The sequence below is a fragment of the Bdellovibrio sp. ZFWA1 genome, assembly GCF_056175665.1.
Genome location: NZ_JBJKJH010000002.1, coordinates 122,012 through 135,988, shown reverse-complemented (window position 1 = coordinate 135,988; position 13,977 = coordinate 122,012). Strand labels below are relative to the sequence as shown.

The window sequence follows — 13,977 nt, the reverse complement described above, 5'->3', positions numbered from 1 at the left end:
TCCTTGGATCAATACGGGTTTTGCGCTAAATCCAATGAGACATGCCAAATCAAAAAATATCTGAACAAATCGTAGAGGTTGCCCGACGCCTGCATCTTAGAAACATGCTGGCCGCTGCGGACGGAAACATTTCTTATCGCATCAGCGACGAAGAAATCCTTATCACGCCATCTGGGATTTCAAAAGCATTCATGAATCCTAGCGAAATGGCGATTATCACATTGGATAACAAAATTCTTAAAGGGAAGCCATCCAGCGAGCGCCTTATGCACCTTGAAGTTTATAAAAATTGCCCCGAGGCACGCGCCGTGGTTCATGCTCACCCACCGACGGCTGTCGCATGGACGATCGCCCGACCGGATCTGAAAGAACTTCCCAGTGAATCCCTTAGCGAAGTGATTTTAGCCTGCGGCCGCATCCCTTTTGTCCCGTACGCTCGTCCCGGATCTTTAGATATGGGCACCGTTCTAACCCCCTATCTACCCCAGCAAAGAGCCTTTCTTTTGTCGCGGCACGGAGCCCTAACTTGGGGCGAAGACCTCGATGAAGCCTGGAAGGGCATGGAGCGCATCGAACACAGCGCCGAGATGTTACTAAAAGCAGTTCAGCTTGGGGGACTGACTTCGTTGCCAAGCGAAGAAATTGCAGTACTTCGAGAAATGCGCACGCAGCTTGGACCACGCCTACTTTAAAAAGGAATCTGTTATGCTTAAACTTGAATCCCTCTCATTACGTTTTAAAGCGGACTCCTTCAATGCAGGGGCTGCTTGTCAACTTGAACTTCTGGATCAGACTTTGCTTCCGCACGAAGAAAAATGGTTGGACATCAAAAACACGTCCGACATGATCGAAGCTATTAAAGCTCTTCGCGTTCGTGGGGCTCCTTTAATTGGCGTCGCTGCGGCCCTGTCGCTGGCTCAAAGTGCAATCCAAAAAATGTCTAAATCAGATTTGATAGTTGCTGCGAATGATCTTTATGAAGCTCGTCCCACGGCTGTCAATTTGATGATTTGCATGGATCGCATGAAAAAGGTCTTATCCTCGGAACAGTTTTCCGTTGAGGCCTTAGTTAAAACCGCTGTCGATATTTTTGAAGAAGACGTTCAGCTATGCAATCGCATCGCCGAAAACGGAGCCACTTTATTTCAAGACGGTGATCGCATCCTGACTCACTGTAATACGGGAGCTTTAGCAACTGCTGGTGTTGGAACTGCGTTGGGCGCGATTCGCAAAGCCTTCGAACAAGGTAAAAAAATTCATGTCTATGTTGATGAGACTCGGCCTTTACTTCAAGGCGGCCGCTTAACTGCTTGGGAGTTACAAAAACTTGGCATTCCCTTTACATTGATAACCGACAATATGGCGGGTCATTTGATGAGCCAAGGTGCCATTTCGAAAGCAATCGTTGGCTGCGATCGCATCGCTGCCAACGGGGATTTCGCAAATAAAATTGGCACCTACTCGGTCGCAGTTCTTTGTCACTTCCATCGCATTCCATTCTATGTAGCAGGTCCCTACACAACAGTGGACCCTCTTTGTCCATCGGGCGCCGATATTCCAATTGAAGAGCGCAAAGCTTTTGAAGTTCAAGGCGTCGAAGGAAGTTTTGATGGCGGCTATAAAAAAATTCAATGGGCGCCGAACGGAAGCCCCGTTTACAATCCTGCTTTTGACGTGACTCCTCATAGTTTAGTCAGCGCGTGGATTATGGACAATGCTGTATATAAAATTGATCAAGTTATGGGTGGAGCATTCCACGGAGGTAAAAAATGATTGGTGTCATTGGTGGATCAGGTTTTGAAAAATTTGAAGAATTTGAAGTCATCGAACTTATGGATCGCAACACTCCCTTTGGCTTAGCCTCATCGGGATTTAAAAAAGTCCGCGTGAACGGTCATGAGTTTTTATTCATGTCCCGCCATGGAGAACACCACGAGCATCTTCCTTCTGAAGTGAATTACCGGGCCAATATCTACGCCATGAAAAAGGCCGGGGCTGAAGCTATCGTTTCATTTTCAGCAGTTGGCTCTTTGGAAAAAGAATGTGCTCCGGGCGACCTCGTCATTCCAAATCAATATATCGATCGCACAAAAGGTGTCCGTAAGCATACATTTTTAGGGGAAGGCTTGATCGGCCATGTCTCTTTGGCAAAACCCACTTGTGGACAAATGGAACACGCCGTTCGTTCTTTAGTTAAAAAACACAACTTCAAAACTCATTTTGATAAGTGTTATGTTGTCATTGAAGGGCCTTATTTTTCTACGAAGGCCGAGTCCAATACCTATCGTCAAATGCAGGCAAACATCATTGGGATGACGAACTTCCCCGAGTACGCGTTGGCTCGCGAAGCGGGACTTCCATACCTTCCTTGCTGTTTCGTGACCGATTATGATTGTTGGGATGACTCCATTCCCCATGTCACAGTTGAAGAAGTCATCAAGGTCATGAAAGGCAATAATGCAAAAGCCTTTGCTTTATTCAAAGATATTTTAGCGGCAGGCCCGATCTGGAAAGATTCAGAAGCCAATAATGGCGGACTTAAAACCGGCCTCTTCATGTCACCAGAAGCGATTCCAGCTGACAAAAAATCTTGGCTATCATTGTTCATGTAAATTATAGACCGAGGGTCAGGTATTTAAATGCCTGACCCCATTAAAAGCCCCTCGCCCAAGGAACTCGATAGGGTTTCGATTTTTTTGATATTCAGCACATCCATATAACCTAAAACCAATGCTAAATTCGATACATCAGTGATTCGATAATCCGATTGAATATCCGCATCTGATTTTTTAGCCGCAGCGAAAAAGGCCGCCTGCAAAGAATCCCGGTCAAAATATTTTTCTCCGGCCTTAGACTGCTTTTGCACTGAACCTGATAGAACTCCACCGATGCCAATCCAGCGAGCCTGGGCTGACTTCCTTCGCACCCAATTAGGCAAATTAAGACGTGCATGATTTTTAGAAAGCTGAAGCACCGCTGATTCATACGGATGAATAGGATTGGGGGAGTTCACTTTTTGAATATCAACAATTTTTACCTGACGTAAAATATCATTCTTAAAACTGACCGAGGCCATATTACCTTCAAAAAGATCGAAGTGCTTTGTCGCCATGTCTTGATGAACCATCTGCATCGAGCCACCGCCAATATCCCACACAATGACAGAGCTGGAATTGCCATCAACCCCCAAACGATAACGAACAGACTCGTATCCTAAAATCGCCTCTTGTTTTTGAGAGATCACCCGAATAGAAACGCCCAGCTTTTTTCCCAAATCATTAGCAAATTTTTTACCATTCTTGGCAACTCGGAAAGCCGACGTCGCAATCCCTTGAATAGAGTCTAAAGACAAGGATTGCAGCTCTTGCATCAAGGGAGTGATTTTTTGCACACCCATCTGTAAGGCCTCGGCATCTAACGTGCCCGCTTTAGACTTTTCAAGAAATTCATTAAAAGGAACTGCCGTTCGCTTATCGATTAAAACTTCGACAAGCTTTTTTTTGCAAAAGTCTATTCGAGCCGCATAAATCTTTGTAGAACCGGAGCCCACCTCTAAAACCCCAGATCGACGCTCGCAATCTTTGCCAGCAATCTCACCTTGAGCTAATGCCGCTGTTCCAACACTAAGAAGAAAAACAAAAATAATACATATCGTTTGCATCATGACGAAATTTCCTGATCTGTTGAGAATGTCTTTGCAACAAAAACAATTTTTTGGTCCGACATCCTGATTCCACGAAACAGGCTTTGCTTAAGTTTATCCGCCGAATCACTTTGGGGGCATTTTTGAATGAGTACCTGATCTTTAAGATGAGTCTCGGCTAAAAAATTAATGTCGTACTCGTGAAGTAAAAATCTTTGATGCCACTCGACAGGAATAGCATCCAAAATCCATTGTGCGTACTTTGTATTATTCACGTGCCGATTGACGTCGAGATCGCTATTCCGCACTTCGAAGGTCGTTAGGTCTTCAAAGCGCTGTTCATCTTGAGATTCAACAACAATTTTAACTGGATCAATAGCAACCCTCTGATCTGCCACGAAAGCTGGATCAATCAATTTTGACATTTCCTGCTTAGTAGGACGTCGGGTCTCAGCATCTAGCAGTAACCAACCCGTAGTCGCCTCTCCGATCACTTCTTCACTTCCTGCAATTAATTGAAAATCACGAACAACGCTTCCTGTCTGCGGGTTGCGAATCCACGTACGTACCGTCAACTCTTCGCCCCACCGCAACCAACGCTGCATCTTGACCTTTTGACGTGTCAGAACCCAAAAAGTATTACGCCCCAAAGTTTCCGAGTGACCATGACCAATTTTATGAGCATGCTCCCATGCGCAATCCTGCAAGATATTCAAAAGAGAGTACAAGCCTAGGCGCCCTGAACTGTTGACGATCAATGAACTGACTTTGTATTTTTGCTCAAAAAGTTGCATGGCATATTTTTGTTCTTTCAAGTTTTGAAGTCAAACTCGAAGCCTGAACGATGCCTTAGGCCACTAACTTTCTTTTTTCATCTTCGGTCAGATCGTCTTTGTGTTTAAAACTTTCTGCAATCGCTCCATCCATAATGTTTGAAAAATCTGCGGGAAAAGGCGACTGCAATAAAGCCCCGTCCCGAAGATAAGAGTAGATTTCATTATATGTTTTAAACTCAGCCGTGGCCGTGCGCCGCTTTAAATGGAAAGGTCGTAATTGGGAGGTATGCTCTACCCCCAAGGCACCAACCAGTTCTGCAATGCTCTTGAGTGTTTCATGATGAAAGCGCGCCGCGCGGACTTTCTTATCGGATGGATCTAGACCTGCAAACAGCTCTGGATCCTGAGTCGCAACCCCAACTGGACAGGTATTGGCATTACACTGAAGGGCCTGAATACATCCAACGCTCATCATAAAGGCTCGGGCACTTGATACCATATCGGCTCCGGCACATAAAAGCCTGACAATATCAAAACCACTTGTGGCCCTACCTGAAGCAATGATTCGAATTTGCTGACGCAGACCAAATCCCCGTAAACAATTATGCACAAAGATAAGACTCTCCATCAGTGGCGTCCCCACCCGATTTGAAAAATCCAAAGGCGCAGCCCCGGTACCGCCTTCACTTCCGTCCACCTGAATGTAGTCAGGATAAATCTGCGTTTTTAACATGGCTTTGCAAATAGCGACGAACTCGCGCTTTCGCCCAATACAGATTTTAAAACCAACTGGCTTGCCTCCTGAAAGATCGCGAAGTCGCTGAATGAAGTTCATCATCTGAATAGGATCAGAAAACTCTGGATGAGCAGGCGGCGACAAGACGTCCTGCCCCAAAGGCACACCTCTGATTTTGGCGATTTCGGGAGTCAGTTTTTTAGCGGGCAAAATTCCACCATGGCTTGGCTTTGCCCCCTGCGAGATCTTCAGCTCAATCATTTTTACCTGAGGATGCCGAGCTTTTTTGGCAAACTCTTCAGGACAGAAACGCCCCGCTTCAGTGCGACATCCAAAGTAGGCAGTTCCCAGTTGCCATATAATATCCCCGCCTTCAGCTAAATGATAATCGGTTAAACCGCCCTCGCCTGTATTTTGCGCAAATCCCCCCAGCTTAGCACCCCCATTGAGTGCACGTACAGCCGTTGGAGACAGCGAGCCGTAACTCATCGCCGAGATATTAAACAAACTAGCCTCGTAAGGATGAAGGCAGTCCTTGCCGCCGATACGGACTCGCAACGAAGCGACATCAATATGCTTGGGAAGTATCGAATGGGTCAGAAACTCGTAGCCCTCGGCTTCAAGATCCATTTGCGTTCCAAAGGGCAAAGTATCTAAAACGCCTTTGGCTCGTTGATAAATCACACTTCGAGTTTCTCTTGAAAATGGACGACCATCTCGATTGTTTTCAATAAAGTACTGTTGAATTTCCGGTCGCACCGATTCAAAAAGATAGCGAACCCTTCCCAAAATGGGGAAATTGCGACGTACCGAATGCTTCTTCTGAAAGAAGTCCAAATAACCAACTCCTATCAAAGCCCCCACCGGCAGTAGCAACCAAAAAAATATAGAATTTAATAAAGAAAGCCCCACGATCACCAAAGGGGCCAAGACAGAAAAATAGACAAACTTAGAGCGCATAACCCTTCCTTTGTAACTTCCTCTATTTTAGCGAAAGCACAGAAGGGCTTAGATTAATGTTTTGATTTATAAACAAATATTAATAATAAATTTGAGACAATCCCATAACCTACGACGAACTATTTTATGGGACATTGTTGTGCGCGCTGACATTCGATCATTTTGTCTCGGATTTGAGACATCTCATCTAGGCTGTATTCCATTTCATAGTCAAAGCCAGCTTGACGGCCCCCTTTTTGTGAAATCGAAATAAACTCTTGAACGTACTGAAACTTAGATGAGTCATAAATTTCGCCCGTCGATGTATTTACAAAGTGCAAGGGTTTGCCTGAACCCAAATGACTTAGAAAACGTTTTCTTTGTTGTTTGGCTTTACTTAATCCCGAGTGAAAGTTTGTATAACATTTCACTTCACCAACCATGACGACCTTATTTAAATTTTTATCCATTAACACCATATCCAATTCACCAATCGTGCGCCCTTTCCAATTGTAGGCAACACCAACAATCACTTCATATTGAGGTGCAGGATATTGTGCCTGAAATTCTGTACGTGCAATTTCCTCGCAAACAGCGCCAGGATCTTTGTAATAACGTGCCTGAGTCCGTATCTTTTCAAAACCTTGATTAATATCTGCGGCAGATGCAGAGGTAACGATAAAGAAACTGATTAATGTTAAAAAAGATTTCATAGGGCTCCTCGCTAGACAAGATCGTCCTTATAAAAGGACATCCGAAACTAGCACATCCGACCAAACGCGGCAGCCCGATTCAGTCTGCTTGTAATTAGAATCCAAATGACCAAATTTTTGACAGCCTTTATGTGCCATGGTCGTGTAATTAAACCCCGAAATACTATAGTTTTGACAGGATTCCGCCCCGTCATAATGATAGATGCATGCAAAAAGCGAATTCATCTTTAATTATTGTTCTTGTGGTTGTAGCTCATGCTTATCAGATTGCTAATGCAAGTACGAAACTGGTCAAAAAAGCCCCTCAAGCTTCGAAAGAAGCTCAAGTCGCCTTTCAGGACAACGTTCCTAAACACTTACCAAGCACCTGGAGGCTTTCAGGAGGGACCGACGACTGCCCCAAAGAACTTATAGCACGGCAATCCGATTTCTGCGTTGGATTTGAAATCTTAGATCCCAACCCTCGATCTATTTTTCGCGAAGGCTTTTGTGACATCAATAAAGAGGCCATCATGACCTCTGAAAGTTTAAATAAAGAACTCATTCAATCTAAAATTACGACTCGTTTTAAAGATTCTATTTACACCCGTGATCAAATGGATCAAATTTTTGAAAACAGCCTTCTCAAAAAAGAGGTCCTTACCGAAAGCCGCCTGACTTTCCAGGGCACTCATTTAATGCTGGATCGAAAAAAAGAAAAAACGGGTTGGAGTTGCCTTTATAATAAGAAGTAACTAAATTACCCCACCATGAGAGCCTTTAATTCTGAAAAATTACCTCGCCCCCGCCTTAGTGAAGCCGAGGTGGAAAAACTGATTCAATTCCTGTCAGAAAAGCAGCCTTTGGATTTAGAGATCGGCGCTGGCGTCGGATTCCAGGCGATTCAATACTCGAAAAACAACCCTCAACGAAATTTGCTCAGTATCGAACGCACTTTGGAAAAATATCAGAAGTTTCTGCGACGCTACCAAAATCACAACTGTCCGGAAAACCTTCTACCCGTGCACGCTGACGCGATCTCATTGATTCACTATTATTTGCCGCCCAAAAAAATCGAGAAAGTTTTTTTCTATTATCCCAATCCCGAATCTAAAAATCCAACTCAGCGCTGGATTAATATGCCGTTCTTGGGGCGACTGATCGAACTTCTCCCGCCAGAGGCTACGATTCAATTCGTTACGAACGAACTTTTTTATTTTGAAGAGCTTAAAAACAACCACCCTATTTGGCCCTTGAAGTTGATTCACGAGCGCAAGTTCACGCACCAGGATCAAGCCCCCAACTTCAGAACTCATTTTGAGCGAAAATATCTAGAGCGAGGAGAAACCTGTTACGAACTAGTATTTAAAGTGTGCGCCGATCCAAAATAGCTTTATAAGCAGTTTCTAAAAACTCATGGGATACCGCCTCGGAGCGAACCAACTCTCGCTGGTAGGCTTGGGTGACTTCGCTTAGCGTTGCGCCAGCTGGCACCCCTAAAACCTCGTAGGCATCCCATGTATGACCATTGTAATTAAACAAAATATTCAGATTTTTAGCCTCGCGCGCCGTTGTTGCCGCAGAGGGCAATTCCTTTAACAGATCGGTCTGAGAATAGCGGGAATACTTAGATGTTAGCTTCCCGGCCGAGGTCGTACCTTGGCGGATCGGCATTTCTGCCGGCAATATGACTGGTTGCGAATCTGGAGCTTTTAAATCAAGCTGAGTCGGCCTTTTAGGCTTACGCCCCACCCAAGTTGACACTAAAACCAGGACAATCAGCGAAACGAGAATAAGTAAAAAGTCTTGGCTATTCATCTAATATTCATTATTAGATGAACACCAACTTTTTTCAAGGAGTCCCCTATGGCGACCAATCCATTCGATCAACAACAAGCCATTCCCGGAGTAAAACACATTATTGCCGTTGCTTCAGGTAAAGGCGGAGTGGGAAAAAGCACAGTTGCAGCCAATTTAGCCGTTGCCCTAGGAAAGAAAAATAAAGTCGCATTATTAGACGCAGATATCTACGGCCCCAGCGTTCCTCGCATGATGGGGGCTCTGAATCAAAAGCCCATGGTGAATGATCAAAATAAAATCGAACCCATTCAACGTTATGGCATTAAGCTGATGTCTATTGGCTTTCTCGTCGAAGAAGGCTCTGCCGTTGTTTGGCGTGGTCCGATGCTGTTTAAGGCAATGGATCAATTCTTCCGTGATATTGCCTGGGGTGAAATTGATTATCTCGTCATCGACCTGCCGCCCGGGACTGGTGATGTACAACTGACTTTAGCTCAAAAAGTACCTGTTGCGGGCTCGGTTCTGGTAAGCACTCCGCAAAACATGTCTTTGATCGATGTGAAGAAAGCAGTCGACATGTTCAATCGTGTGGGCGTGAAGCTTTTAGGAGTTGTTGAAAACATGTCATACATGATCAACCCCGCGAACGGAGAGAAAATTCAGATGTTCCCTAAAGGTGAGCTAGATGCTTATATGGCTTCGAAAAATGTTCCAAAGATGGGTGAAGTCCCCTTCAATCCTTCGGTTGGCCTTGCTTGTGAAGCGGGAGTGCCTATAGTTGAAAGCCACGCTCAATCGCCAGAGGCACAAGAATTTTTACGAATGGCAGATCGCCTTCGCGAGCTACTTCCAGTATAATTATAACAAAACGATACAATTTTAATTTAAAATGGCCGTCCTCGTGACGGCTTTTTTTTCGTCCTGAGACAAAATTTGTACTTAATTGAGAATAAAAATCCGCCCTCTTGAAAACATCAATCGCCCTTGGTTATCCTGATCTTGTTGAAACCCACGCTCGGTAATCGTCGCTAAACTGACGATGGGAAAGTTGAGCGCCCTAGAGGAGGCATTAGATGAAGAATCGTATACACGACCATCATGATGAACCACCGAAGTGACGTCGCTAGTATGAGTTCTCTTTAACCAGCACTATTCACGTTACGGATGGGTAGTGCTCATTAAGGAGAATTTTTTTTCCTTTTCACAAGCCATAACACTCGGGCTTTTCAAAGAATGGTAGTGCCAATCTTAATATTTTAAAGGAGGTTCCAAGGGTCATACTCTTAGGATTTATTCCTTCTTTTGCCTCAAGGTAAACCTAGAGAAATCTAGGGGCACAAAACTAGAGGGGCTTCGTCGAAAGACATGCCAGCCAGTTGCCAAAGGTTAGAGTCACCTGCGGAATTACGGTGCGCGAATGGAAGGACGCTCTAAAAAATATATTTCAAGGATTGGTTTCATTCCCCTTAGCCTGTGACTTATCATGGTTGATTTTCACAGGCCTTTTTATTTGGGGAAGGCCTGCCAAGCAGACCTTAGAACTTACTGAATCTGTGGAATCATCAATCGGCTTCCAACACTAAGTTTAGCCGCTCTATTAAGACGATTAAAGCCCTTAAGCTCACTCATAGTCACATTATACTTTGCTGCAATTGAAGAAAGGTTCTCGCCCTTTTTAACGACGTGAACAACGACTTTCTTTTTCGAACTAGAAGCCACTTTGCGATTGGCTTGCGAGCGCGCTTCCACTCCGTCTTTAGCCGGAACTTTTATTTTCAATCCTGCTTTTAACGATTTGCCACGGCTTAGCTTGTTCATTTTTTGGATTTGGGACACTGAAGTACCGTACTTTTCAGCGATAGTATTTAAAGAATCCCCATCCTGTACGACATGATAACGAACAGGCGTTTTACTTTCGGCAATTTGACGATCCGAACGTTGAGATAGCGGTGTACGATCTGGAACATAAACGCTCATTCCAGGACGCAATTTTTTTCTTCGTGGAAGATCATTCAATTCGCGAATATAGGCCACCGTCGTTCGATATTTTCTGGCGATCGTGAATAGGGTCTCGCCAGACTTCACTTTGTGACGACGAGTATCGCCTGAATCCGCGATGAATTGAACTTCAGCAACAAAAGCTTCGTTCGCTGCTAACATCGCCTGCTCTGAAGATCCCGGAGGAATACGCAATGACAACTGATTTGATTTTAACGGAGCCACTTCACCTTTGTAGCGAGGGTTCAAATCTTTAAAATCTTCGTAATTGATATTTAACTTTTCGGCCATCACGCGCAGATTGACGGGCTGATTGACAACAATGTGATCAAACTCGATCGGTGGCATATAGTCGATTTCTTCAAAGCCGTACTTTTCAGGATTCTGCGCAATCAAACGAGCCGCAATAAACTTTGGAACGTAGTTCATCGTCTCTTCAGGAAGGCGACGCTTACGAACTAGCTCCCAGAAATCTCGAGTATTCGCTTTTGCCGTTTCACGCAAGACGCGTCCTTCACCGACGTTATAGGAAGCCATCGCCAAATACCAAGAACCAAAAATATTATAGAGGTCTTTGAAATAATCAGCAGCTGCCTGAGTCGCTAAAACTGGGTCCCGACGTTCATCGACAAAAGAGTTAATTTGTAAACTGTAGCGTTTACCCGTCCCACGAATAAACTGCCAATAGCCAACCGCTGACGCGGTACTAGTGGCCCGAGAACTAAATCCCGATTCGATCAAAGCAATATAAAAAAGATCTTCAGGCAATCCGTTGTCACGCAAAACCTTCTTCATCAATTTTTCATAGCGAGTTGAACGCGATAAGTAGCGTTCCATGTGACCGCGACCACGGCCCTGGAAATAACCAATCCACTTTTCAACAAGAGGATTGATCTCTGTGGGAATCGATTCCAATTCCTGAGCTTTGACCGCAGGGCCTTCGGCATCAGCAATACGAAATGAATCCATTTCTTTAATCTCGACCGCCCCATCCTGAGCTGCGTCTGTTAAAGCCGTATTCTTTGCTGTCTCTTTATGTGCACAGGCAGTGAAAAGCAAAGCCAACGCGACAAGGCTGAGAGTTTTCTTCATGAATCCTCCGTGAACAGACTTCAGGCTATCGGAGCTTATAGATTTTTTCAAGAAAACAAGGACTTAAACTTCCTTTTTTGTAGCGAATGTCACAGCAATCACCACCAGACTGGTCCTAGGTCAACTCCAGACTGTAACTTATTTGCACCAGGTCCAGCATCTGCCTCATACTTGATCAAGCGATAGATGCTTAAATTGCGCAAAATCGCCTTCACATAGAATGAAGTTTCACTCCAGGGAAGTTCATCAAACCAAATCTCGATATCGGGATCAGAGTTTTTCAATCCTGGTAAGACCTGAGTTACTGGCCTCTGGTCTAGCCAACGTTTCACTTTATGAGGGCCTGCGTTATATCCCGCCAAGCCTAATGGTATACTTCCGCCAAATTGACCGATGACTTCTGCGATGTATGAGCTGCCCATTTTAATGTTAACGGAAGGTCGATAGGCGTCTTGTGGAAGATTCAATTTTAACTTGAGCTTGGCGGCCACATCTTTAGCCGTTGGCGGTATCAACTGCATCAAGCCCATCGCATTTGACGTTGAAGTCGCTCGAGTGTTAAACCCGCTTTCTTGGCGAGTCAAACTCCACAAAAGCTCAACCGGCAAAGAATATACTTTCGCCTCGGATTCGTATTCTTGCGGATAAGGACGCGGGAAGACCTCTTTGGTCACACTCCAACTTAGATAAGCTTTCTCGGCTTCTTGAGCGGCATTCATCTGGATAATTGCTGGAAGCCAAAGAGCCCCTTTTTGGAAAAACTCTGAAAGCGCCTTCATTTGCGAAGCTCTGGGCAGGCTTGCCAACAGCCGCGCTTCATAGTGAGCTTCTTCTTGCATCCCATTCTGAAGTAGAAACTCAATGCGTTTAAAGATTGCAAAGTCTTCACCCTCGAGCCAAATTTTATCTAAGTCTGGTTGCTTAACGACTTCGAATTCAGGCAATTTCCAAAGTCCTCTATTTAGCTCGGACTGAATCCTTAGTCCGTAATAAGACCAAGGATACTTCGCAACCAGTTCGCGCATTAAACTGTCAACGCTGTCGCCTTTTTTTTGCAAAGACCGGATCTCCCAATATCGAGCCAGTAGATCAAAACGATCTGAATCGGATTTGCGTATTTGAGCAAATACTGCCTGAGCCTCACTCCATTTTTGCAATCGATACAGCACCAAGCCCGAACGAAAAAAGCCTTCTTGCCCTTCTTTTGTTGCCCCCCAACGAGCACCCAGTTCAGCGAAATACTCTAGGGCCTTTTCATACTGCCCCAAAAACTGCGAAGAGCGGCCAGCCAACCATAAAACTTCAGAGTCCTCGGGAGCCCCCAACCCTCTGGCCATCACTACCTGACACAATTTCAATGCATTTGAGTAATCCAATCGTCGATGCAAATTTTCAGCCCAATCAATTAAAAATATACTAGGGACTGACGACAACCCACCGATAAATTCTGAAGTTTTCCCCGTCTTTTCGGCCTTGTCATAAGCATCAAGAAACTCTTTTCTCCATTCGGCCAAGTTTTTACCCGCCGGCTCTTTTTGAATCCGAATTTCCAAAGAATCCGCGACAGCGGCCTTGGCAACGGAAGATGGCGACACCGGCGGCGTTGCCACCGGAGGCTGCAACTTCATTCCCTTCAGCGCTTCATTGTAATCTTTAATACCAACCAAGCGCGGATCTACTTTTCGAGCTGACTCAAAACGGAAAAGAGCTTCTTCAAATTGCTTCTTTCTCAAAGCTTGTTGACCACGAACAGCTTGCAAAAAAGCCTTTTGGCCTGGGGTTAACAAATCGTTTTGCTGAAATAGCCAATGAATTAAACTCTCATCGGTCTCTTTATTAAGCACATCCATCGCCAACTGAACTGATTTGTTTTTAAGTTCCGCACTCCAAGGCCCCTGACGAAACAAAGATTCAGCATTCCACTCTTTAAGTTTCTTTAAAAAATCCCCTGCCTGCAAAGAGGCCTGCCCGTCAAAACACTGTAAATAATTAAGTGCAATCCACCCTCGCACCAATTTGCCGGCCCTCCAGGCCTTCTCGTAGCGTTGGTGACAAAGTTTATGATCACGTTCAATGGCGGCCTGTTTATAATGAGCCAAAGCCGGCCATTTCGCTTCTACGTCCTTCGAGCTGGAATACAACGTCAAAACCTTTAACTTCTTTGCCTCCGCTTTCAAACTAAGCATCTCGGCAGTGGCGAATTGCTGAAACAACATTGACAAAGTGAAAGTTGCAAAGGAAATAATAATCGAAGATTTCTTATTTAAGTTCATGCTAACCACGCTCGGATATGGAGCCATC

At 44.8% G+C, this 13,977-nt stretch carries 13 protein-coding genes and 1 riboswitch; of the genes, 6 read left to right on the top strand and 7 right to left on the bottom strand.

All coding sequences use genetic code 11. The features are described 5' to 3' along the window. Nucleotides 1–41 precede the first annotated feature (41 nt). The 3 genes from AC04MN_RS10225 to AC04MN_RS10215 are packed head-to-tail and all read left to right on the top strand — an operon-like array spanning nt 42 to nt 2,612. On the top strand, nt 42–692 hold the full coding sequence (locus AC04MN_RS10225; protein WP_475383107.1) for a class II aldolase/adducin family protein: 651 nt from the start codon (nt 42–44) through the stop codon (nt 690–692). Nucleotides 693–705: 13 nt separating this feature from the next. Then, a complete protein-coding gene (gene mtnA / locus AC04MN_RS10220) occupies nt 706–1,773 on the top strand; it encodes an S-methyl-5-thioribose-1-phosphate isomerase (protein WP_475383106.1) in 1,068 nt (355 codons plus the stop codon). Next, nucleotides 1,770–2,612, top strand: coding sequence for an MTAP family purine nucleoside phosphorylase (locus AC04MN_RS10215; RefSeq protein ID WP_475383105.1), 843 nt, complete (start codon nt 1,770–1,772; stop codon nt 2,610–2,612). The genes mtnA and AC04MN_RS10215 overlap by 4 nt, the downstream gene beginning before the upstream one ends. 23 nt (nt 2,613–2,635) lie before the next feature. Here the strand turns inward: AC04MN_RS10215 and AC04MN_RS10210 are convergent, their stop codons facing one another. The 4 genes from AC04MN_RS10210 to AC04MN_RS10195 all read right to left on the bottom strand — a co-directional run bounded on the left by AC04MN_RS10210 (nt 2,636) and on the right by AC04MN_RS10195 (nt 6,807). Further along, nucleotides 2,636–3,664 (bottom strand): Ppx/GppA phosphatase family protein, encoded by a 1,029-nt coding sequence (locus AC04MN_RS10210; protein ID WP_475383104.1) that lies wholly within the window; start codon nt 3,662–3,664, stop codon nt 2,636–2,638. Continuing rightward, nucleotides 3,661–4,437, bottom strand: a complete 777-nt coding sequence (locus AC04MN_RS10205) for an acyl-[acyl-carrier-protein] thioesterase (protein WP_475383103.1) — start codon at nt 4,435–4,437, stop codon at nt 3,661–3,663. The genes AC04MN_RS10210 and AC04MN_RS10205 overlap by 4 nt, the downstream gene beginning before the upstream one ends. A gap of 55 nt (nt 4,438–4,492) precedes the next feature. Continuing rightward, the gene (locus AC04MN_RS10200; RefSeq protein WP_475383102.1) at nt 4,493–6,115 is read right to left on the bottom strand and encodes an FMN-binding glutamate synthase family protein; all 1,623 of its coding nucleotides are present in this window, start codon (nt 6,113–6,115) and stop codon (nt 4,493–4,495) included. A gap of 119 nt (nt 6,116–6,234) precedes the next feature. Beyond that, nucleotides 6,235–6,807 carry a hypothetical protein gene (locus AC04MN_RS10195; RefSeq protein WP_475383101.1) on the bottom strand — a complete coding sequence of 191 codons (573 nt, stop codon included), beginning with the start codon at nt 6,805–6,807 and terminating at the stop codon, nt 6,235–6,237. Nucleotides 6,808–7,013: 206 nt separating this feature from the next. Between AC04MN_RS10195 and AC04MN_RS10190 the strand changes: the two genes are divergently transcribed. Both AC04MN_RS10190 and AC04MN_RS10185 read left to right on the top strand, forming a co-directional pair. After that, nucleotides 7,014–7,541 (top strand): hypothetical protein, encoded by a 528-nt coding sequence (locus AC04MN_RS10190; RefSeq protein WP_475383100.1) that lies wholly within the window; start codon nt 7,014–7,016, stop codon nt 7,539–7,541. A gap of 15 nt (nt 7,542–7,556) precedes the next feature. Next, nucleotides 7,557–8,177, top strand: a complete 621-nt coding sequence (locus AC04MN_RS10185) for a class I SAM-dependent methyltransferase (RefSeq protein WP_475383099.1) — start codon at nt 7,557–7,559, stop codon at nt 8,175–8,177. Here AC04MN_RS10185 and AC04MN_RS10180 read toward each other — a convergent pair. Continuing rightward, complete coding sequence (locus tag AC04MN_RS10180) at nt 8,152–8,604, bottom strand: hypothetical protein (protein ID WP_475383098.1); 453 nt, start codon at nt 8,602–8,604, stop codon at nt 8,152–8,154. The genes AC04MN_RS10185 and AC04MN_RS10180 overlap by 26 nt on opposite strands. A gap of 48 nt (nt 8,605–8,652) precedes the next feature. Between AC04MN_RS10180 and AC04MN_RS10175 the strand changes: the two genes are divergently transcribed. Further along, nucleotides 8,653–9,444, top strand: a complete 792-nt coding sequence (locus AC04MN_RS10175; protein ID WP_475383097.1) for an Mrp/NBP35 family ATP-binding protein — start codon at nt 8,653–8,655, stop codon at nt 9,442–9,444. Nucleotides 9,445–9,887: 443 nt separating this feature from the next. Continuing rightward, nucleotides 9,888–9,970: riboswitch (cyclic di-GMP riboswitch) on the top strand. Nucleotides 9,971–10,128: 158 nt separating this feature from the next. On the opposite strand, the gene AC04MN_RS10170 is transcribed toward AC04MN_RS10175, so the two are convergent. Continuing rightward, nucleotides 10,129–11,676 carry a LysM peptidoglycan-binding domain-containing protein gene (locus AC04MN_RS10170; protein ID WP_475383096.1) on the bottom strand — a complete coding sequence of 516 codons (1,548 nt, stop codon included), beginning with the start codon at nt 11,674–11,676 and terminating at the stop codon, nt 10,129–10,131. A 98-nt stretch (nt 11,677–11,774) separates the two neighbouring features. Continuing rightward, nucleotides 11,775–13,976, bottom strand: coding sequence for a transglycosylase SLT domain-containing protein (locus AC04MN_RS10165; RefSeq protein ID WP_475383095.1), 2,202 nt, complete (start codon nt 13,974–13,976; stop codon nt 11,775–11,777). Nucleotide 13,977: the final 1 nt, after the last annotated feature.